This is a genomic window from Aeromicrobium sp. YIM 150415 (genome assembly GCF_016918125.1).
GTDB classification, from domain to species: Bacteria; Actinomycetota; Actinomycetes; order Propionibacteriales; family Nocardioidaceae; genus Aeromicrobium; species Aeromicrobium piscarium.
Map to the genome: position 1 here is coordinate 100,891 of NZ_JAERWM010000004.1, position 19,857 is coordinate 120,747.

Consider the following 19,857-nt stretch of genomic DNA (forward strand, 5'->3'; position numbering starts at 1 on the left):
AGTCACCATGGCACAGATTCCTCAGCCGACCGACGGCACCTCATTCGCCGCCAAGCCCACTCCGGAAGCCGACCTCGGGTCGACGACCCAGACCGGTGCCCCCGCGACCTCTGACCGCAACAGCCTCACCGTCGGCGCCGACGGCCCGATCCTCCTGCACGACACCCACTTCATCGAGCAGATGGCGCACTTCAACCGCGAGCGCGTGCCCGAGCGCAACGTGCACGCCAAGGGCTCGGGCGCCTTCGGCGTCTTCGAGACCACCGAGGATGTCAGCGCCTACACCAAGGCCGCGCTCTTCCAGAAGGGCGTGCAGACCGAGATGCTGGCGCGCTTCTCGACCGTCGCCGGCGAGCAGGGCTCACCCGACACCTGGCGCGACCCCCGCGGCTTCGCGCTGAAGTTCTACACCACCGAAGGCAACTACGACCTCGTCGGCAACAACACACCGGTCTTCTTCGTGCGCGACACCATGAAGTTCCCGCACTTCATCCGCTCGCAGAAGCGACGCGGCGGCAACGGCCTGCGCGACAACAACATGCAGTGGGACTTCTGGACGCTCAACCCCGAGTCCGCGCACCAGGTCACCTACCTGATGGGCGACCGCGGTATCCCCAAGACCTACCGCCACATGAACGGCTACGGCTCGCACACCTACCTGTGGATCAACGAGGCCGGCGAGAAGCACTGGGCCAAGTACCACTTCCACAGCAACCAGGGCGTCGAGGGACTGACGGGCGACGAGGCCGACCGCATCGCCGGTCATGACGCCGACTTCCATCGTCGCGACCTCTACGAGTCGATCGAGAACGGCGAGTTCCCGTCCTGGACCCTCTCAGTGCAGCTCATGCCCTATGAGGACGCCAAGACCTACCGGATCAACCCCTTCGACCTCACCAAGATCTGGCCGCACAGCGACTACCCGCTGGTGAAGGTCGGCACCATGACCCTGAACCGGAACCCGGAGAACTTCTTCGCCGAGATCGAGCAGGCCGCGTTCGAGCCCTCGGCCGTCGTGCCCGGCATCGGCTTCAGCCCGGACAAGATGCTGCTCGGCCGCACGTTCGCGTACTCGGACACGCACCGTTACCGCATCGGCACCAACTACCACCAGCTGCCGGTCAACCAGGCGAAGAACACCCAGCACCAGAACACGTACACCTTCGACGGGTCGATGGCCTACCAGCACTCCGGCGACGCCCCGGTGTACGCGCCGAACTCCTTCGGCCGCGGCTACGCCGACGAGACCGGGACGGTATCCGACGGCTGGGAGACCGACGGCGAGATGGTCCGCCAGGCCTACACGCTGCGCGCCGAGGACGACGACTGGTCACAGCCGGGACACTTGGTCCGCGAGGTCTGGAACGACGAGCAGCGCGAGGCCTTCGTCCAGACCGTCGCCGGCCACCTGCTCGGCGGAGTGAAGGGAGACGTGCTCGAGCGCGCATTCCTCTACTGGAAGAACGTCGACGAGCAGACCGGCAAGAAGATCGAGGAGCTCGTCCGCGCCGGACAGGGCGAGCCCAATCCCGGCAGCGAGGACGATGCGGCCAAGGCCAACGCCTCAGCACCGATCACGGAGCCGAACACCCACGCCGGCTGACCCCGGCTGCACAAGGGCCGTCCATCATCCGATGGGCGGCCCTTCGTCGTCGGTACCGATTGTCAGTGTCGCCGCCTAGAGTCGCGACATGAGCCGTTTCGTCTACCTGACCGCCACCACACTCGACGGCTATCTCGCCGATACCGACCACTCGCTCAGCTGGTTGTTCGCCGTCGAGGGAAGCGACACGGCCGACCCCGAGCACGCCGACGCCTTCAGCTCCTTCACCGACTCCGTCGGAGCGGTGGTCATGGGGTCGTCCACCTATCGTTGGCTGCTCGACGAGACCGGCGTGCTCGACCACCCCGAGACGTGGCCGGACACTGTCGCCGGCAAGCCCGCCTTCCTCTTCACCAGCCGTGATCTCCCCCTTCCGGCCGGGGCGGATATCACGATCCTCTCCGGCGATCCCGCCGGATATCTCGAGGCCATCACCGACCGTGCCCAAGGCCGCGATGTCTGGCTGATGGGAGGTGGAGACCTCGTTGGACAGTTCGACGATGCCGGCGCGCTCCACGAGATCCAGGCCACGGTCGCGCCAGCGACACTCGGAGCCGGCGCGCCGCTGTTGCCCCGGCGCCTGGGTCCCGATCGCCTGCGTCTGGTCGATGTCGAGCGGCGCGGACAGTTCGCCCATCTGACCTATACCGTCACACGGCCCGAGACGTGAGCCCGGTCATGCGCTAGTTTCGTGACGTACCCAACAGACGAGGAGCACAACGCCGTGAGCCAGTCCCCTGTCAAGGTCGCCGTCACCGGTGCCGCCGGTCAGATCGGTTACAGCCTTCTCTTCCGAATCGCCAGCGGTGCCGTCTTCGGGCCCGACACCCCCGTGCAGCTGCGACTGCTGGAGATCACCCCCGCCCTCGGGGCCCTCGAGGGTGTCGTCATGGAACTCGACGACTGCGCCTTCCCCACCCTCGATTCGGTCGAGATCGGCGACGACCCTCGCCACATCTTCGATGGCGTCAACCTGGCGCTGTTGGTGGGAGCTCGTCCCCGCACCAAGGGCATGGAGCGTGGCGATCTCCTCGAGGCCAATGGCGCGATCTTCACAGCACAGGGCAAGGCGCTCAACGAGGCCGCGGCCGATGACGTGAAGATCGGCGTCACCGGCAACCCTGCCAACACCAACGCCCTCATCGCGATGAGCAACGCACCGGACATCCCGTCCTCGCGGTTCAGCGCTCTCACCCGCCTCGACCACAACCGGGCACTCAGCCAGCTGGCCGCGAAGACCGGCGCCGGTGTCGCGGACATCCGGAAGATGACGATCTGGGGCAACCACTCGGCCACGCAGTATCCCGACATCTTCCACGCCGAGATCGGTGGACAGAACGCGGCCGAGGTCGTCGACGACCAGGCCTGGATCGAGAACGACTTCATCCCCACCGTCGCCAAGCGCGGTGCCGCCATCATCGACGCTCGTGGAGCCTCGTCGGCGGCCTCGGCGGCCTCGGCCACGATCGACGCCGCCCGCGACTGGGTGCACGGCACTCCGGACGGCGACTGGGTCTCGATGGCGGTCACCTCCGACGGCTCCTACGGCATCCCCGAGGGCATCGTGTACTCGTTCCCGGTCACATGCTCCGGCGGCGAGTGGTCCATCGTGCAGGGCCTGGACATCAACGACTTCAGTCGCTCACGGATGGACGCCACCGCCGCCGAGCTCATCGAAGAGCGTGACGCGGTCCGGTCCCTCGGCCTGATCTGAGCCCCGGCGCCGTCTCGGCGCGACATGTGGCCGGTTGTGGCCCGTTCTTCATCGAGGAAACGGGCCACAACCGGCCACATCGCGTCAGCGGGTCATAGCGGTGGTTGCGAGGGGATGTTGACCGCGAGGAAGACCAGCGATCCGCCGAGCACCAGCATCCACGCCATGTCGAAGGCCTTGCCCCGTACACGCAGCATGCCGTACTGGTCGGGCGTCACCACGGCGCGCAGCGCTGCCGCGATGAGGAAGGACGCGCCCACCGTCGCCACACCTACCCGCCAGGCGCCCGCGATCACCAGCACCAGGCCGACGAGCACGGCGGCCAGCTGGATCAGGTAGATCCTCGATCCGCGACTGCGCGGTGGTCTCACTGCGCCGCCTGGGCCTCGGAGAAGTCGACCACGTTGCTCAGCAGCATCGCCCGCGTCATCGGACCCACGCCCCCGGGGTTCGGGGTCACCCAACCGGCCACGTCCCAGACATCCGGGGCAAGGTCACCGACGATCTTGTTGTTCTCGTCGCGGCTGACTCCCACATCGAACAGCGCCGCACCGGGCTTGACCATGTCGCCGGTGACGATGCCTGGCACACCCGCCGCGGCAATGACGATATCGGCGCGGCGCACCTCTGCCGCCAGATCGCGCGTGCCGGTATGGCAGAGGGTCACCGTGGCGTTCTCACTGCGCCGCGTCAGCAGCAGGCCCATCGGCCGCCCCACGGTGATGCCGCGGCCGATCACCACCGCGTGCTGACCGGCGATGTCGATCTCGTGACGACGCAGCAGCTCGATGATGCCGCGGGGTGTGCACGGCAGGGGGGCTTCCTTGCCCAGCACGAGCCAGCCCAGGTTCGTGGGATGGAGCCCGTCGGCATCCTTGGCGGGATCGATACGACCGATCACCGCATTCTCGTCGAGCCCCGCCGGCAGCGGGAGCTGCACGATGTAGAGCGTGCAGGCGGGGTCGGCGTTGAGCCGGTCGACGGCCTCCTCGACCTCTTCCTGTGTCGCCGTGGCGGGCAGATCGATGCGGATCGACTCGATCCCGATCTCCGCACAATCGCGGTGCTTGGCCGCGACGTACCAGGTGCTCCCCGGGTCGTCGCCCACCAGGATCGTGCCGAGTCCCGGGACGATCCCCCGCTCGCGCAAGGCGGCCACGCGGTGGGCCAGTTCGGACTTGATCGTGGCGGCGACGGCCTTGCCGTCGAGAATCTGCGCAGTCACTGGGACAGTTTCGCACGGCGCTCATCAGAGCTTGGCCCGTAGGATCATGTTCTACCCCCAACATGCACATCCAACCTCCCGAGAGGAACGACCACTGTGGCCCGAGCCCGCCTCTCCCAAGAACGCAGCCGTCAGCGCCGAGAACAACTGCTCGACGCCGCCGTCCGCGTCTACGCCTTCGGTGGCATCCGCGCAGTCACCCACCGGGCCGTCGCCAGCGAGGCGCAACTGCCGACGGCCGCGACCACCTACTACTTCGCGTCGATCACCGAGTTGGTGCGCGAGGCCTTTCGACGACACATCACCGGGTGGACGGCATCGCTGGAGAATGTCGACCTGCACGACCTCGACCTGTCATTCCTCGCCGATGTCGACGACACGACGAGGGCGATCATCCCCACCTTCGCCGAGCATGACCGCACGATGTGGGGTCTCGACCTCGCGTTGTTCCTTCAGGCGAGCCGTGACCAAGAGCTCCGCCCGGAGATCTCCGAGGCTGTACGCCTCATCAACCAGAGGCTCACCGGGTTGCTGACCGAGCACGGACTCGAGCAGCCGGACGAGCTGGCCGCGGCGTTGATCTCCCAGATGGTCGGCACTGCCATCCGCTTGCAGAGCCACGATGACGACGTCGTCGAGGCCCACAACCTGGCCACGTCGCTGCGTTACCTGCTCGCCGCCCACCTCGCCGGGCCGGAGTCCGTGGACGAGGCGTGCCGCCGGATCAGTGGAAGAAGTGCCGAGTCCCCGTGACGTACATGGTGATGCCGGCGGCCTGAGCGGCCTCGATGGTCTCCTCGTCGCGCACCGAGCCGCCGGGCTGCACGATGGCGCGCACGCCCGCGTCGAAGAGGATCTGAGGTCCGTCGGCGAACGGGAAGAACGCGTCCGACGCCGCCACGGCCCCTCGCGCGCGCTCCGTGCCGGCGCGTTCGACCGCGAGCCGGCACGAGTCGACGCGGTTGACCTGGCCCATGCCCACGCCGACCGATCCGCCGTCCTTGGCCAGCAGGATCGCATTGGACTTGACCGCCCGCACGGCCGTCCAGGCGAAGGCGAGGTCGGCGAGGGTGGCCTCGTCGGCGGGGTCTCCGGCGACGAGCGTCCATCCGGTCGGGTCGTCTCCCGGCGCGTCGACCTGGTCACGTCGCTGGACCAGCAGTCCGCCCGAGACCTGGCGGAACTCCGCCGGAGGATACGTGCCCAGATCGTCGGCGCGCAGGATGCGGATGTTCTTCTTGCGCTGCAGGATCTCGACGGCGCCGTCCTCGTAGCCGGGCGCGACGATCACTTCGGTGAACACGTCGGCGACCTGCTCGGCCATTGCGACCGATACCGGGCGGTTCGCGGCGATCACGCCGCCGAAGGCCGACACCGGGTCGCAGGCGTGCGCACGAGCGTGGGCCTGGGCGATGTCCTCGCCGACCGCGATACCGCACGGGTTGGCGTGCTTGATGATCGCCACCGCGGGACGCCCGTGATCGAAGGCAGCCCGGATCGCGGCATCGGTGTCGACATAGTTGTTGTAGCTCATCTCCTTGCCGTGCAGCTGCTCGGCGCCCGCGAGACCGCCACTGCCGTCGGTGTAGAGCGCGGCCTCCTGATGCGGGTTCTCGCCGTAGCGCAGCACCGCTTGCTTGTCCCAGGCCTCGGCGACGAACTCTGGCCAGCCGTCCTCCGAGCCGTCGTAGACGGAGGCGAACCAGGACGCCACCGCGGCGTCGTAGGAGGCGGTGTGCGCGAAAGCCTGGGCCGCGAGGCGCCGGCGCTGCTCGAAGGTGAAACCGCCCGCACCGAGCGCCTCGCGCACCTCGTCGTAGGCATCCGGGGACACGACGACGGCGACGCTCGGGTGGTTCTTGGCAGCCGCCCGGACCATCGAGGGTCCGCCGATGTCGATCTGCTCGACGACCTCGTCAGAGCTCGCGCCGGAGGCGACGGTCTCGCGGAAGGGATAGAGGTTCACGATGACCAGGTCGAAGGGCTCCACGCCGAGCTCCTCGAGCTGAGCCCGGTGCTGCTCGAGCCGGCGGTCGGCGAGGATGCCCGCGTGCACCCGGGGGTGCAGCGTCTTGACACGGCCGTCGAGGCATTCGGGGAAGCCGGTGAGCTCCTCGACCGGAGTCACCTCGACACCCGCGGTCTCGATCGTCTTCGCGGTCGATCCGGTCGAGACGATCTGCACACCAGCGGCGGCGAGATCACGCGCGAGATCGGTCAGACCGGTCTTGTCGTACACCGAGACGAGGGCCCGGCGGAGGGGAGAACGGGACGAGTCGGTCATGAGGGTCTTACTCCTGGTTCTGGACTGACGTTGGTGGAGGCGAGACGATCCGGCGTCCGTCGACGATGTAGCCGTCGCGCGCGAGGCGCCCGACCCATTCGACGAGCATGCGCCGTTCGCTGGTCTTGATGCGCTCGTGCAGCGCGTCCTCGTCGTCCTCGTCGAGGACGGGTACGGCGACCTGGGCGACGATCGGGCCAGTGTCGACACCTTCGTCGACCACGAAGAGCGTCGCGCCGGTGATCTTGACGCCGTACTCGAGGGCGTCGCGGGGTCCGTGCATGCCCGGGAAGGCCGGTGACAGCGCCGGATGGGTGTTCAGCGTGCGACCGGCATAGAGCCCGAGGAAAGCGGGGCCGGTGAGCTTCATGAACCCGGCCAGCACCACCAGATCGGGGTCGTGCTGGGCGACGGCGTCGGCGAGGGCGATATCCCACGCCGGTCGGTCCGGGTGGTCGGCGAGACGCACGATGAAGGTCGGCACCGAGGCCCGCTCGGCCCGGCGCAGACCTTCGATGCCGTCGCGGTCGGCGCCCACGGCGACGATCTCGGCCCCGAACGAGGGATCCGCGGCGGCGTCGAGCAGCGCTTGGAGATTGGTGCCGCTGCCTGAGACGAGCACGACGATGCGCGCGGGACGGTCACTCCTGGTCGGCACGGAGACCACGATAGTGGCCCAGTGCACCGCCGATCGCCCCGGCCAGCGCCCACGAGACGATGGCGATGCCCGCGGTGCTGAGAATCGGAGGGCCCACATCGGCCAGGAGACCCGGGCCGACCGCCCCGCGGCCGGTCGCTGCCACCAGGCCGACGATCACCCCGGCGACGGCACCGGCCCCCGCTCCGAGCGCCACGCGTGTCCACAGCGACGTGTCGGCGGGTACCGCCACCCATCGCCATCCGGCGCATCCGGCCAGCAGGACGGGGACGACCATGAGCACGACGACGAGATCGGGGAAGGGCCCAGGCGAGGGAATCACCGCGAGCGGAGGGAAGGCCGGCAATGCGGCGACGTCCACACCGGTCATCGAGACACTCGTATCGGTGCCGAGCGCGAATCCCGGTCCGATGAGCGCGGCGGAAGCCCAGGCCACGATCGTCGGCAGCGACATCAACGACACCATCGCCAGGGCCACTCCGCCTCCGATCCCTGGGTCCAGCGCCGCCCACAGGTCCCCCGCGCGGCGGACCTGGAAGGCAGCGAGCACGGCGACGAGCGTGGCCGCGTAGCCCAGGATCAGTGCGCCGGCGCGGATTCCGGCTCGCACCGCGGGGAGCATCGGTGTCGACCATGCGGGAAGGCGGAACGACCCGGGCACCCGGATCGCCACGGCGATCGCGGCCGAGACTCCGACCACCACGAAGGCACCGAAGGCGGCTCGCACGAAGGAGGTGCCGATCGACCCGACCGAGGTCGCGGCGGAGAGCGTGGCGGCGAGGGCCCCGGCACCGGCGCCGGCCACGGCACCGAAGACGACGGCATCGGGTGTGTCTCGATGCGCCTGCCGCGCGGCCACGGCGGCCGCGATCGCGCCGGCGGCCAGCACCCCTCCGAGGGGCACCAGGCTGATGGACGTCTCGCCGACATGCAGGCCCGCGCCGATCGCGACGAGCCAGACGCGCACCCCCGCGCGGAGAGTCGCCCAACCGGCGTCCTGGGTCACCGCCGCCACCACGAGGATCGCTGCGATCACCGGTATCGCGACGGCGGCGGCCGCCGTCAGGAGGGCGGGGCGCCAGGAGTCGGCAGCACGCATCCGGTCAGGCACCCGCCCATCCAACCTGTAAAGTTGCGATGTCGCAGCCTGCCACGCCGAGCCGCTCCCCCGCGGTTCGAGAACGGCCGGCCGCGCACGGCGTGTCGCCCGGCGCGTCGCCGGAGCACGGGGCCAGCCCGCGCACGGGACCCGTCACGGATGCTCACAGGAGGTCGAGAACCGATGACGCGTGTCGACGAGTTCGACAACTTCTACCGCGCCACCCGTCGGCGGGTCGTAGCGACGACCTATGCGCTGTGCGGGGACCGGCAGGTGGCGCGTGATGCGAGCGTCGACGCCTACCAGCGAGCCTGGCGTGCGTGGGGACGGCTGCGCGACAGCAGCGATCCGGTCGCCTATGTCCGCGATCAGGCCGCCAAGCTGACGTCCTTCTCCCGCGGAGTCCACCCCCTGCGCAAGCGCCACGACGATGGCGGCGACACCGCACTGCTCGGAGCGCTGCACGACCTCGACTACGACGAACGCCGCATCGTGACACTGCTCACGGTCGCCGGCGTCGATCTCGACGACGCCACGCGCGAGATGCAGATCGACGATGCCATCGGCATGGAGTTGGCGAGCAATGCGCTGACCCGGCTGGAGGCCGCACTCACCCAGCCCCTGGAACAACTCGAGTCCCGCCTCATGACGCTCCGTGACAGCGTCGACACGCTCGAGCTCCCCGAGCCGGACGCGCTGCGCCGCGCGGCTCGACAGGGTGGGCGCCGCGGCGCCGCGATCCTGGTCGCCGTCTCGGTACTGGCGGTGCTCGCCGGTGGTTTCGTGGCCACCAATGGGGACGCCCTGGCCACGGTCGAGGGCCTGCCCTATCGGGAGAAGATGGGCGCGGAGCGCCCCGATGTCATCCTCGATGCGCACAATATCGACAAGGACGATCTCCTCTCCCTCGATCAGGTCGAGCGCCTCAATCCCGAGCAGGAGTGGAAGGTCGACGCCACCGAGACCAACACCGAGAACACGACCCCCTACTCGACCTGTCCGCCGACCCGTTTCGCCGACAGCGACCCTCTGAAGGTGTTCGTGCGGGCGTACAGCACGAGTCCCGCCGGAGAGCGGGTCGCGCAGTCGATCGAGGTGTCCCGGAGCCAGGAGGCCTCGCAGGAGGCGTATACGACACTGCGCGACTGGTACGCGAACTGCGCCCATCCGCGGACCCGGCTGATCGACGCGTACACCGTCAAACGCCCCTTCGGCGACTTCAAGATCATCCGCCTGCAGTCCTATCGCGATCCCGCACGGTTCATCAGCGTGGGCCTCGCGCAGTCGGGGACCGTCACCAGCACGCTCATCCACGAGGTCAACGGCACCGAGCCGACCGATGTCGACGAGTTCGCCCGTACGCTGAACGACTCGATCGCCAGGGTGTGCGCCGATTCCGGTGGTGAGTGCACCAATGACATCACCGTCGAGCCGGCCCTGCCTCCCGTCACCGACCAGTACCCCTCTTTCCTCAGCGTGGTGGACATGCCGCCGCTGGGCTCGATCGACCGCGTGTGGGCGGCCGGCCCGGCCCAGGAGCCGGAGGGCTTCAACCCGGCCGCCTCCCTCTGCGACAAGACCGACTTCAGCGGCGAACAGTTCTCCGAGGTCGCGAGCCGGCTCATCGCCATCCCCGATGCCGACGACCTGCCGCCGGAGTTCGCCGTCGCGCAGACCAGCGCGCGGCTGGAGTCCGATGACGCCGCACAGCAGACCCTGGAGGGCATCGCCGCCGCGGTCGATGGATGCGGCGACAGCGAGCTCTCGGCACAGATCGACGAACGCGAGGACATCGATACCGGCGGCTTCGTCGGGGTCAGCTGGAGGCTGAGCTTCGAGACCGGTGAGGACGAGCGCGTCTACTACCGCATGGGGGTCGTCCGCCGCGGCTCGGAGATCACCCAGGTGCTCGCCCCGCCGTCGGGCGACAACACCTTCACCGCGGAGGACTTCGGGGCGATCATGGAGCGGGCCGGTCAGCGCCTCGCCTACGCCGACGAGTGATCACGAATCGAGAAGCACCACCCCTCCTCGCAGTCCTAAGGTGAATCAGCGAACATCACGGTTCGTTCGAGCACCACGAGGAGATCCATGTCCGAGGACAGTTTCAGCGCCACCGAGCGCGCCGCCATGAAACAACGCGCCGAGGAGCTGCGCGCCGCTAAGGGCGTGAAGGGCGCGGCCAAGAAGGCGAAGGAGTTCGATGCCTGTATGGAGGCCATCGCGGCTCTGGAGGGGCTCGACCGGCTCGTGGCCGAGCGCTTCCACGTCGTCGTGACCGAGGAGGCCCCTCAGCTCGATCCCAAGACCTGGTACGGGTTCCCGTCCTATGCCCGCGACGGCAAGGTGGTGACCTTCGTGCAGCCGGCATCGAAGTTCGACACCCGCTACACGTCGATCGGCTTCAACGAGGACGCGCACCTGGACGACGGCGCGATGTGGGCGACGTCCTTCGCGGTCGTGGAGTGGGACGACGAGGTCGAGCGGACGCTGCGCGAGCTGGTCCGCAAGGCCGCCTGACGCGGTCCCGTGGACACGACGAAGCCCCCGGGACCAGATCCCGGGGGCTTCGTCGTGAGATGGCGTCAGAGGCTCTGCAAGATCTCTCGCATGAGCTCGGCCGTCTCGCTCGGCGTCTTGCCGACCTTGACGCCCGCAGCCTCCAGGGCCTCCTTCTTAGCCGCCGCCGTGCCGGACGAGCCGGACACGATCGCGCCAGCATGGCCCATCGTCTTGCCCTCGGGGGCGGTGAAGCCCGCGACATAGCCGACGACCGGCTTGGTGACATTGGCCTTGATGTACTCGGCCGCCCGCTCCTCGGCGTCGCCGCCGATCTCGCCGATCATGACGATCGCCTTGGTGTCGGGGTCGGCCTCGAAGGCCTCGAGGGCATCGATGTGCGTGGTGCCGATGATCGGGTCGCCGCCGATGCCGATGGCCGAGGTGAAGCCGAAGTCACGCAGCTCGAACATCATCTGGTAGGTCAGCGTGCCCGACTTGGACACCAGACCGATCGGCCCCTTGCCGGCGATCGTGGCCGGCGTGATGCCTGCGAGTGCCTCGCCCGGGGTGATGATGCCGGGGCAGTTCGGACCGATGATGCGCGTCTTGGTGCCCTGCGAGTGGGCGAAGAACTCGGCCGTGTCCTGCACCGGGATGCCCTCGGTGATGACCACCAGCAGGCTGATGCCCGCGTCGATGGCCTCCATGGCCGCGTCCTTGGCGAACGGCGGGGGCACGAAGACGACCGAGACATCGGCACCGGTCTCCTTCATGGCCTCGGCCACGGAGCCGAAGACGGGGAGCTCGACGTCCTTGCCCTCGGCGTCCACGTGCGAGACGGTGGTGCCGGCCTTGCGGGCGTTGACACCGCCGACGATATTGGTGCCCGCCTTCAGCATCAGTGCGGTGTGCTTGGTGCCCTCGCCGCCGGTGATGCCCTGGACGATGACCTTGGAGTCGGAATTCAGGTAGATCGACATGTCTGCTTGATCCTTACGCGTTCGCGAGCTCGGCGGCCTTGTCGGCGGCACCGTCCATGGTGTCGACCTGGGTCACCAGCGGGTGGTTCAGTTCGTTGAGGATGGCGCGGCCTTCGTCGACCTTGTTGCCGTCCAGACGCACCACGAGCGGCTTGGTGGCGTTGTCCCCGAGCAGCTCGAGGGCGCCCTTGATGCCATTGGCCACCGCGTCGCACGAGGTGATGCCGCCGAACACGTTGACGAACACGCTCTTGACCTGCTCGTCACCGAGGATGACGTCGAGGCCGTTGGCCATGACCTCGGCCGAGGCGCCGCCGCCGATGTCGAGGAAGTTGGCGGGCTTGACGTTGCCGTGCGCCTCGCCGGCGTAGGCGACGACGTCGAGGGTGCTCATGACGAGACCCGCGCCGTTGCCGATGATGCCGACCTCGCCGTCGAGCTTGACGTAGTTGAGGCCCTTCTCCTTGGCCTTCGCCTCGAGCGGGTCGGCCGCGGCCTTGTCCTCGAACTGCGCGTGGTCGGGATGGCGGAAGTCGGCGTTCTCGTCCAGCGAGACCTTGCCGTCGAGGGCCTCGAGCTTGTCACCGGCCAGCCGCGCGAGCGGGTTGACCTCGACGAGCGTGGCGTCCTCTTCGACGAAGACCCTCCAGAGCGCGAGGATCGTGCCGACGGCCTGGTCGACGAGCTCGATCGGGAAGCGCGCGTCCGCGACGATCTCGCGGGCCTTCTGCTCGTCCACGCCGGTGGTGGCGTCGACGGGGATCTGGCGGACGGCGTCGGGGTTGGTCTTGGCGACCTCCTCGATCTCCACACCGCCCTCGACGCTGGCAATCGTCAGGTAGCTGCGGTTGGAGCGGTCGAGCAGGAAGGAGAAGTAGTACTCCTCGACGATCTCGGCGGCGGGGACGATCAGGACCCGGTTGACCGTGAGCCCCTTGATCTCCATGCCGAGGATGTTGGACGCGTGCTCGCGGGCCTCGGCGGGCGTCTTGGCGAGCTTGACGCCTCCGGCCTTGCCGCGGCCTCCGGCCTTGACCTGCGCCTTGACGACGACGGCGCCACCGATCTCCTGCGCCGCGGCCTCGGCCTCGTCGGCGGTGGTGACCACGGCGCCGAGCGTGACCGGCACATCGTGCTTGGCGAAGAGCTCCTTCGCCTGGTACTCCATCAAATCCACGGTGACAACCGTCCTTCGTCGAGTCAGTGGCGCTACTACGCGGAGCTGGCAGGCGCCCTTCGAGCCGTGCCGACTTTATCGGGCCGAGCACCCCAGTCCTGCGGCGGGGCCGTCTTTCGTCCCGGAACTGCGGGGCGCCTCATGCCGAGACCCGGACCTCGATGTCCTCGGCGCCAGCGCGTGCGAGGGCCGCCCTCACCGGCTCGGCACCCTTCGCGTCCACCACGATGGCGGCGACGTCCTCACCGATCGCAGCCGCGGCGACGGCCTCCGCCTGAACGCCCGCCCCGAGATAGACCACCTCGGCGCCCGCATCCCGCCACCGGCGCGCGGCGGCCGCGATCGCATCCTCGTCATCACCCACTGCCCCGATGAGCAGCCGTTTCGCGGTCATGGCGCCAGCCTGCCATGCCAGTGTCGACCCTCCTGGAGCCGGACGAATATTTATCACTTCGGCTGAGAAGTTGAAAGAGGCAACCATCCATGCGCTAACCTCGATGGAGTTTGCTCGCCGACGTTACGGAGATTGTGTGAAGCCGACAGCGCCTCGCCGCACTGGGAGTCAGCAGACCCCACGCGGCGGCAAGCGAGTCGCCCCGAAGTCGAAGCGGTCGTTGAATCTTCGTGTGACCCCCGCCATCGCCGGCCTCGTCGCCGTGGCGTCCGCGGGGGTCGGCACGGTGGCCGCCGGCGGTCTCACCGATCAGGGTGCCCTCTCAGCGAGCCAGTACCAGACGATCAGCCAGTCCTATATCGGCGGAGCGGATCTCGGCAGCACCAACGGCACGGACATCAGCCGCAATTTCGATCGCCAGCGTTATGAAGAGCAGCGTTCCGATCAGCAGGAGCAGCTCGCGGTGATCGCCGAACAGCGCGATGCCGTGGAGCGCACGGTCGAGTCCTACTCCGAGCAGATCGCCAACCAGTGGGTCGTCCCGGTCGCGGGTTACCGGCTGACGGCACGTTTCGGCCAGTCCAGCGGGCTCTGGTCCAGCGGGAGCCACACCGGCCTCGATCTGGCCGGTCCCTCCGGATCCACGATCATCGCGGCCGCGAGCGGCACCGTGAAGTCGGCGGGCTATGAGGGCGCCTACGGCAACAAGACCGTCATCGTGCTCGACGACGGCACCGAGACGGAGATGTGGTACGCCCACCAGAGCCGGATCACCGTCGAGGCGGGTCAGACCGTCCGCGCCGGTGATGTCATCGGCTACACCGGATCGACCGGCAATGTGACCGGCCCGCACCTCCACCTCGAGGTCCGTCCCGGTGGTGGCGATCCGATCGATCCCATGACGGCCTTCGCCGACCACAGCGTCACACTCTGAGTCAGCCCAATCGGTCGCGCAATGTGGCGGCACCGGGGCCAGTGAGTTCCTCGGCGGCTCCCCGGCGTCCGACCAGCGCCATCAGCACCGCTTCGCCGGGACCACGGGCCTCCGGTCCGCGCCCCCACTCCCAGTCGAGGTCCTCGGCCACCAGCCGCACGCCGCGCGCGTGCCAGGCGCCGCGTAAGGGCGGTGCGAGGATCGCGAAGGCCAGGACGCACCGAAGTCGTTCCGGAGGGATCGTCCGCACGAGACCGAGCGGGCGCCGGATGTCCTGGTGATGGATCAGGCCGTCCGCGAGACCCACCCTTCCGCCGAACCGCGAGGTGGCTCCCCGCGGCTCGAGATGCTCACGCAGGAAGGCGATCGACTCGCGCGGGCTCATCCCCCGATACTCCTCGAGGGCGACGTCGTTCAGGCGTCCGAAGGAGTACCCGGCCCGCCGCCAGCGTCCCAGCAGATCCCGCGGGCCGTGCTCCTCGTAGCTGACCATGTGGACCACGACATCGTGCACGGACCACCCGCTGCAGAGACTCGGCGATGACCACTGCTCGGGCGTCAGCGTCTCCAGCAGATCGGCGAGGTCGGCCCGCTCGCAACGAGCCATCTCCAGCACATCCATCTGCTCACCCTGCCAGATCGACAGCGGCCCGGCCGAGGTTCGCAGGAATCAGAGGCTGACGTAGTCCGGATGCTTGGGATCGAGGGCATCGCCGCTCGACGTCCCGGTGACCCGGCGCTTGACCCAGGGCCCGGCGTACTCGCGGACCCAGTCCACATTCGCCGAGCGGCGCTCCGCACGTGACAGCGGAGGATGCTCGACAAGGGGCAGCGGCTCCAGGTCGTGCGGCACGCCGAGCGCGTCCAGGACCGCCATCGCCATGCGCTGATGACCCGCGCTGGACATATGCATCCGGTCGATATCCCACAGGCGGTCGTCTCGGTAGTCACGCAGGCGCCAGAAGTCCACCAGGGTCGCCTCGTGCTGCTCGGCCAGTTCGCGGACGAGCTCGTTGTAGATGGCGAAACGTCCCCGCAGCGAGCCGAAGATCGGGAATCCTGCCGGGTCGAAGGCGGTGAACAGCACGAGCCGGGCGCCGGTCGAGGCCAGCTTGCCCAGAGCCGTGTCGTAGAGGCCCATGAGGTCGTCGATGTCGACCTTGGGGCGCAGGATGTCGTTGGCTCCCGCGTAGATGGTCACCAGGTCCGGGGCGAGCTCGATCGCGGGATCGATCTGCTCGGCCACGATCGGGCCGAGCTTACGGCCGCGGATCGCGAGATTGGCGTAGCCGAAGTCATCGGTGCGGGCGGCGAGGACCTCCGCGACCCGGTCCGCCCAGCCGCGGACGCCGTTCGGCCGCGACGGGTCGGCATCGCCGACGCCCTCGGTGAAACTGTCCCCTACTGCCACGTAACGATGAAAAGACACGCCCTCCAGCATAGGACGGGCGGCCAGGTCGGCCCGAAGGCGTCACTCCACCAGGTCGGCGGGAGCGAAGCCGATCGCGAAGGGCTCAGCGACATCGAAGCGGTCGTCGCCGATCACCCGAGCGGTCTGCTGGTAGGCACCGTCCACGAGCCTCCAGGCGGTGATCGACGGCTCCTCCGGGTCCACCACCCAGTAGTGCGCGCAACCGGCGCGCTCCAGGCGCTCCTTCTTCAGCAGTAGGTCAAAGCGCCGAGTGGACGGCGAGAGCACCTCGATCGCCAGCAGCGGAGCCGTCGGAAGGTCCCGCTCGGTGAAGTCATCTCTCGGCGCCACCAGCAGATCGGGCTGGAGGACCGTGTCGGAGGCCAGCACCACATCGACCGGCGCGAAGAACACCTGTAGCTCTGGCGTCACGGCCGCACGCAGCACGGTGTAGAGCTCTCCCAGGGCGAACTGATGGACGATCCTCGGTGCCGGACTCACGACGAGCACCCCGTCGAGCAGCTCATAGCGATGCCCGTCGTCGGGCATCGCGTCGAGGTCGTCGCGGGTGAACGGACGCCCCCGCGGCAGGCTCAGCATCTCGGCGGCCATGACACTCATGATAGGTCCTCTCCTCGTCCATGTCCCACAGTCAACGTCTGCGGGACGCCCTCGCCAAGGCCCCGAGGAAGACCTGTGGAGAACGTCGCCGATGCCGGAACCTGTGGAGAAGGTCAGCGGCGGGGCAGGGTCGAGGATCCGCCGTAGAGCACGGTCAGCAGCTTCGCGAACAGACCCTCGGTCTTGCGGTCCCGGTCGAAGGTCGTGAGTGCCAGCGGCGGCTTCATCCGCTGCACCGTGATCGCCTTCGGGTAAGTGAACTCGCGCAGCCCGTCGGGTCCGTGGATGCGGCCGAAGCCCGACTCCCCCACGCCTCCGAACGGGAGCGTGGGAACGGCGGCGAAGGAGATCACCGAGTTGACCGAGGTCATCCCCGATCTGATGCGAAGCGCGATGCTCTCGGCGTTCTTGCGACCGAAGACCGCTCCGGCGAGCCCGTAGGCCGTCGCGTTGGTGCGGTCCACCGCCTCGTCCATCGACGTCACGGGGTTGACGACGAGGGTCGGCCCGAAAGTCTCCTGCGTGACCGCGAGGGAGTCCTCGGGGACGTGGGTGATGATGGTGGGCTGCACATAGCGCTCGCCGACGGCATCGTCACCGCCGAGCACCACGGTGCCCCCGCGGGCGATCGCGTCCTCGATGTGCTCGCGGATGATGCCGAGCTGCGAGGGCATCGTGGCCGGACCGTACAGGCCTCCGTCGTCGTACCCCGGGCGCACCGCCCGCGCGCGATCCAGCAGCTCGTCCATGAAGGGGTCGAAGACGCGTTCATGGACATAGACGCGCTCGGTGCCGATGCAGGTCTGACCGGCATTCGACATGCCACCCCACAAGGCCGCCTCGGCCGCCGCGGACAGGTCGGCGTCCTCGTCGACGATGAGAGCGTCCTTGCCGCCGGCCTCGATCACCACGGGTGTCAGAGTCTCGGCGCATGCGGCCATGACCTTGCGACCCGTGGCGGCCGAGCCGGTGAACGCGAGCTTGTCCACCCCCGATCGGCACAGCGCGTTGCCGGTCTCACCGAAGCCCGTCACGAGCTGCAGCACGGGTGCTCCCTGGGCCACCTCGGTGAAGGTGTCGACGAGCCATCGCCCGACGCCCGGGGTGTACTCGCTGGGCTTGAACACGACGGCATTGCCCGCCGCGAGGGCGTAGGCGATCGAGCCCATCGGCGTGAACACCGGATAGTTCCAGGGACCGATCACCCCGACGACCCCCAGCGGCTTGTACTCGACCGTCGAGACCTGATTGGCCATCAGCAGTCCCGAGCCGACCTTCTGGCGTCCGAGCACCTTCGGCGCGTGCTTGGCCGCCCAGTCGATGTGGTCGACGGCGAGGCCCGCCTCGAGCAGAGCGTCGCCGTGCGGCTTGCCCGTCTCCCGGTGGACGAGGTCGGCGATCTGCTCGATCCGGCGGGTGAGCACGCTGCGCCACTGCAACAGCAGCTCCCGCCGGCCGGCGAAGCCGATCTCGTCCCACCACGCCGCGGCGTGCTGGGCAAGGGCGACCGTCTCGCGCACCTGCTCGTCCGAATCGATGGGGTAGGTGCCGACGACGTCCCCCGTCGCGGGATTCAGCGAATCGAAGGTCTCGCTGGTGTGCTCGCTCATGTACCACTCCTGATGAGGTCGGCCGCCTTCTCGGCGATCATGACGGTGGGGGCATGGGTGTTGCCACGCACGACGCGGGGCATGACGGAGGCGTCGACCACCCGCAGACCCTCCACTCCGTTGACCCGGAGCCGCGGGTCGACCACGCTGTCGCCGCCCGAGCCCATCGCACAGGTGGACGTCGGGTGGTAGAGCGTCTGGCCGAGCCGGGCGATCACCTCGATGAGATCGTCATCGGACGGGGCGGTGGTCGAGGGCTCGACCGGCGCCCGCAGGTATCGCGCGAGCGGGCCCTGCCAGACGATATCGAGGACCCGCCGGAACCCTCCCACCATCGCGTCAAGGTCCCGGCGGTCGGTGAAGTAGCCGGGATCGATCTCCGGATGCCAGTGCGGATCTGCCGATCGCAGCCGCAGCCGGCCACGGCTGTGGATGTCGACGAGGGTCGGCGCGACGGTGACCATGCGGCGGACCGGCTCGTGGATGCCGTTGTGATAGAAGCCTGTCGGCGCGAGGTGGATCTGGATATCGGGGTGCTCCAGCCCCTCGTGGCTGGCGAAGAAGGCTCCCGCCTCGCCCACGTTGGAGACCAGCGGTCCGCGGCGTGTGGTCTGCCAGCGCGCGAGATTGCCGAGGGTCTGCGCCTCGGCGAGGTCGCTCGTGTCCTGGGTCTCGATGAGCGTCCCCGCCACCGGATGATCCTGCAGCCCCTCTCCGACTCCGCGTGAGTCGACGACGACCTCGATATCGTGCTCGCGCAGATGGTCGCCCGGACCGATGCCCGAGAGCATGAGCACCTGGGGGCTGTTGATCGCCCCGCCGCACAGGAGCACCTCGGCCTCGGCGCGTACCCGTTCGGTGACGCCGAAGCGCTCGTACTCGACACCGGTGGCTCGCGGACCCGCGCCGTCGATCAGGATGCGCGTCACGAAGGCCTCGGTGCGGATCGTCAGGTTCCGCCGTGGCCGGGCGGGACGGATGTAGGCGTCGGCGACCGACCAGCGTCGGCCCCGGTGGTGCGTGACCTGGTACTGACCGGCTCCGTCCTGGGTCGCGCCGTTGAAGTCCTCGGTGCGCGCAAGACCCGCCCGCGCGGCCGACTCGACGAAGGCCTCGCTCAGTTCGTGCGTGAAGCGCCGGTCCTCGACCCGCAGCGGACCGCTGGTGCCGTGGAAGGGACCGGACAGCCGGGCATTGGACTCGCTGCGCACGAAGTACGGCAGCACGTCCTCGTAACCCCAGCCCTCGGCGCCGAAGTCGTCGCGCCAGCCGTCGTAGTCGGCGCGGTTGCCGCGGATGTAGATCATCGCGTTCATCGACGAGCATCCGCCGAGGGCCTTCATCCGCGGCCAGTCCGCGCGACGCCCGGCCAGGTGCTCTTGGGGTGTCGTCCAGTAGTTCCAGTCCCAGCGCGTCTTGAACAGGGACGAGAATCCGGCGGGGATCCGGATCATGTCGTCATCGTCCTCGGGCCCCGCCTCGAGCAGCAGCACGCGAACCGTCGGGTCCTCGGTGAGCCGCGCGGCGAGCACACCCCCGGCGCTCCCCGACCCCACGACGATGTAGTCGAAGGTCTCCTCTGCCATCACGGCTCCTCACTCGTCAACGGTGAAGTTCACCGTAGACGGGAGTGATCCGTGACACA

The 19,857-nt window shown here is 68.7% G+C and carries 20 protein-coding genes; 7 read left to right on the forward strand and 13 right to left on the reverse strand.

Annotation, left to right across the window (positions count from 1 at the left end; translation table 11 throughout):
* Nucleotides 1-7: 7 nt before the first annotated feature.
* The 3 genes from JL108_RS02175 to JL108_RS02185 all read left to right on the forward strand — a co-directional run bounded on the left by JL108_RS02175 (nucleotide 8) and on the right by JL108_RS02185 (nucleotide 3,317).
* Entirely contained in the window at nucleotides 8-1,603 is a 1,596-nt protein-coding gene (locus tag JL108_RS02175) for a catalase (RefSeq protein ID WP_205196681.1), read from the forward strand.
* An 88-nt stretch (nucleotides 1,604-1,691) separates the two neighbouring features.
* On the forward strand, nucleotides 1,692-2,273 hold the full coding sequence (locus JL108_RS02180) for a dihydrofolate reductase family protein (RefSeq protein WP_205196682.1): 582 nt from the start codon (nucleotides 1,692-1,694) through the stop codon (nucleotides 2,271-2,273).
* Between the two features lie 54 nt (nucleotides 2,274-2,327).
* Complete coding sequence (locus JL108_RS02185) at nucleotides 2,328-3,317, forward strand: malate dehydrogenase (protein ID WP_205196683.1); 990 nt, start codon at nucleotides 2,328-2,330, stop codon at nucleotides 3,315-3,317.
* 92 nt (nucleotides 3,318-3,409) lie between these two features.
* On the opposite strand, the gene JL108_RS02190 is transcribed toward JL108_RS02185, so the two are convergent.
* Entirely contained in the window at nucleotides 3,410-3,688 is a 279-nt protein-coding gene (locus JL108_RS02190) for a DUF3017 domain-containing protein (RefSeq protein WP_185972914.1), read from the reverse strand.
* Complete coding sequence (locus JL108_RS02195; protein ID WP_205196684.1) at nucleotides 3,685-4,542, reverse strand: bifunctional methylenetetrahydrofolate dehydrogenase/methenyltetrahydrofolate cyclohydrolase; 858 nt, start codon at nucleotides 4,540-4,542, stop codon at nucleotides 3,685-3,687. The genes JL108_RS02190 and JL108_RS02195 overlap by 4 nt, the downstream gene beginning before the upstream one ends.
* A 96-nt stretch (nucleotides 4,543-4,638) precedes the next feature.
* On the opposite strand from JL108_RS02195, the gene JL108_RS02200 reads away from it, so the two are divergent.
* Nucleotides 4,639-5,295 (forward strand): TetR/AcrR family transcriptional regulator, encoded by a 657-nt coding sequence (locus JL108_RS02200; RefSeq protein WP_205196685.1) that lies wholly within the window; start codon nucleotides 4,639-4,641, stop codon nucleotides 5,293-5,295.
* On the opposite strand, the gene purH is transcribed toward JL108_RS02200, so the two are convergent.
* Genes purH through JL108_RS02215 form a run of 3 tightly spaced genes read right to left on the reverse strand, consistent with a single transcriptional unit; the run spans nucleotide 5,267 to nucleotide 8,595 of the window.
* On the reverse strand, nucleotides 5,267-6,826 hold the full coding sequence (gene purH, locus JL108_RS02205) for a bifunctional phosphoribosylaminoimidazolecarboxamide formyltransferase/IMP cyclohydrolase (RefSeq protein WP_205196686.1): 1,560 nt from the start codon (nucleotides 6,824-6,826) through the stop codon (nucleotides 5,267-5,269). The genes JL108_RS02200 and purH overlap by 29 nt on opposite strands.
* A 7-nt stretch (nucleotides 6,827-6,833) precedes the next feature.
* A complete protein-coding gene (gene purN, locus JL108_RS02210; protein WP_307837174.1) occupies nucleotides 6,834-7,493 on the reverse strand; it encodes a phosphoribosylglycinamide formyltransferase in 660 nt (219 codons plus the stop codon).
* Entirely contained in the window at nucleotides 7,468-8,595 is a 1,128-nt protein-coding gene (locus JL108_RS02215; RefSeq protein ID WP_205196688.1) for a DUF6350 family protein, read from the reverse strand. Before JL108_RS02215 ends, purN begins: the two co-directional genes overlap by 26 nt.
* Nucleotides 8,596-8,766: 171 nt before the next feature.
* On the opposite strand from JL108_RS02215, the gene JL108_RS02220 reads away from it, so the two are divergent.
* Both JL108_RS02220 and JL108_RS02225 read left to right on the forward strand, forming a co-directional pair.
* Entirely contained in the window at nucleotides 8,767-10,587 is a 1,821-nt protein-coding gene (locus JL108_RS02220; RefSeq protein WP_205196689.1) for a hypothetical protein, read from the forward strand.
* 87 nt (nucleotides 10,588-10,674) lie between these two features.
* Nucleotides 10,675-11,103 carry a hypothetical protein gene (locus JL108_RS02225; RefSeq protein ID WP_205196690.1) on the forward strand — a complete coding sequence of 143 codons (429 nt, stop codon included), beginning with the start codon at nucleotides 10,675-10,677 and terminating at the stop codon, nucleotides 11,101-11,103.
* Nucleotides 11,104-11,168: 65 nt separating this feature from the next.
* On the opposite strand, the gene sucD is transcribed toward JL108_RS02225, so the two are convergent.
* From sucD to JL108_RS02240, 3 genes are all read right to left on the reverse strand, one after another.
* Nucleotides 11,169-12,065, reverse strand: coding sequence for a succinate--CoA ligase subunit alpha (gene sucD / locus JL108_RS02230; RefSeq protein ID WP_143911254.1), 897 nt, complete (start codon nucleotides 12,063-12,065; stop codon nucleotides 11,169-11,171).
* A gap of 13 nt (nucleotides 12,066-12,078) precedes the next feature.
* A complete protein-coding gene (gene sucC, locus JL108_RS02235; protein ID WP_205196691.1) occupies nucleotides 12,079-13,242 on the reverse strand; it encodes an ADP-forming succinate--CoA ligase subunit beta in 1,164 nt (387 codons plus the stop codon).
* A 139-nt stretch (nucleotides 13,243-13,381) separates the two neighbouring features.
* Nucleotides 13,382-13,636 (reverse strand): hypothetical protein, encoded by a 255-nt coding sequence (locus JL108_RS02240; RefSeq protein WP_205196692.1) that lies wholly within the window; start codon nucleotides 13,634-13,636, stop codon nucleotides 13,382-13,384.
* Nucleotides 13,637-13,868: 232 nt separating this feature from the next.
* Between JL108_RS02240 and JL108_RS02245 the strand changes: the two genes are divergently transcribed.
* A complete protein-coding gene (locus JL108_RS02245; RefSeq protein ID WP_205196693.1) occupies nucleotides 13,869-14,570 on the forward strand; it encodes a M23 family metallopeptidase in 702 nt (233 codons plus the stop codon).
* Nucleotide 14,571: 1 nt separating this feature from the next.
* Here the strand turns inward: JL108_RS02245 and JL108_RS02250 are convergent, their stop codons facing one another.
* From JL108_RS02250 to JL108_RS02270, 5 genes are all read right to left on the reverse strand, one after another.
* Complete coding sequence (locus JL108_RS02250; RefSeq protein WP_205196694.1) at nucleotides 14,572-15,192, reverse strand: maleylpyruvate isomerase family mycothiol-dependent enzyme; 621 nt, start codon at nucleotides 15,190-15,192, stop codon at nucleotides 14,572-14,574.
* A gap of 48 nt (nucleotides 15,193-15,240) precedes the next feature.
* Nucleotides 15,241-15,999, reverse strand: coding sequence for an SGNH/GDSL hydrolase family protein (locus JL108_RS02255; protein ID WP_205196695.1), 759 nt, complete (start codon nucleotides 15,997-15,999; stop codon nucleotides 15,241-15,243).
* Nucleotides 16,000-16,041: 42 nt separating this feature from the next.
* Nucleotides 16,042-16,602, reverse strand: a complete 561-nt coding sequence (locus tag JL108_RS02260; RefSeq protein WP_205196696.1) for a Uma2 family endonuclease — start codon at nucleotides 16,600-16,602, stop codon at nucleotides 16,042-16,044.
* Between the two features lie 113 nt (nucleotides 16,603-16,715).
* Nucleotides 16,716-18,212, reverse strand: a complete 1,497-nt coding sequence (locus tag JL108_RS02265; protein ID WP_205196697.1) for an aldehyde dehydrogenase family protein — start codon at nucleotides 18,210-18,212, stop codon at nucleotides 16,716-16,718.
* Nucleotides 18,209-19,798 carry a GMC family oxidoreductase gene (locus tag JL108_RS02270; protein WP_205196698.1) on the reverse strand — a complete coding sequence of 530 codons (1,590 nt, stop codon included), beginning with the start codon at nucleotides 19,796-19,798 and terminating at the stop codon, nucleotides 18,209-18,211. The genes JL108_RS02265 and JL108_RS02270 overlap by 4 nt, the downstream gene beginning before the upstream one ends.
* Between the last annotated feature and the right edge of the window lie 59 nt (nucleotides 19,799-19,857).

What these genes read in the sequence shown, in the direction of transcription:
- JL108_RS02175 (WP_205196681.1), top strand. Translation starts at nt 8, where the DNA reads ATGGCACAGATTCCTCAGCCGACCGACGGCACCTCATTCGCCGCCAAG.
- JL108_RS02180 (WP_205196682.1), top strand. Translation starts at nt 1,692, where the DNA reads ATGAGCCGTTTCGTCTACCTGACCGCCACCACACTCGACGGCTATCTC.
- purH (WP_205196686.1), bottom strand. Translation starts at nt 6,826, where the DNA reads ATGACCGACTCGTCCCGTTCTCCCCTCCGCCGGGCCCTCGTCTCGGTG.
- JL108_RS02220 (WP_205196689.1), top strand. Translation starts at nt 8,767, where the DNA reads ATGACGCGTGTCGACGAGTTCGACAACTTCTACCGCGCCACCCGTCGG.
- JL108_RS02225 (WP_205196690.1), top strand. Translation starts at nt 10,675, where the DNA reads ATGTCCGAGGACAGTTTCAGCGCCACCGAGCGCGCCGCCATGAAACAA.
- sucD (WP_143911254.1), bottom strand. Translation starts at nt 12,065, where the DNA reads ATGTCGATCTACCTGAATTCCGACTCCAAGGTCATCGTCCAGGGCATC.
- JL108_RS02240 (WP_205196692.1), bottom strand. Translation starts at nt 13,636, where the DNA reads ATGACCGCGAAACGGCTGCTCATCGGGGCAGTGGGTGATGACGAGGAT.
- JL108_RS02250 (WP_205196694.1), bottom strand. Translation starts at nt 15,192, where the DNA reads ATGGATGTGCTGGAGATGGCTCGTTGCGAGCGGGCCGACCTCGCCGAT.
- JL108_RS02260 (WP_205196696.1), bottom strand. Translation starts at nt 16,602, where the DNA reads ATGAGTGTCATGGCCGCCGAGATGCTGAGCCTGCCGCGGGGGCGTCCG.
- JL108_RS02265 (WP_205196697.1), bottom strand. Translation starts at nt 18,212, where the DNA reads ATGAGCGAGCACACCAGCGAGACCTTCGATTCGCTGAATCCCGCGACG.
- JL108_RS02270 (WP_205196698.1), bottom strand. Translation starts at nt 19,798, where the DNA reads ATGGCAGAGGAGACCTTCGACTACATCGTCGTGGGGTCGGGGAGCGCC.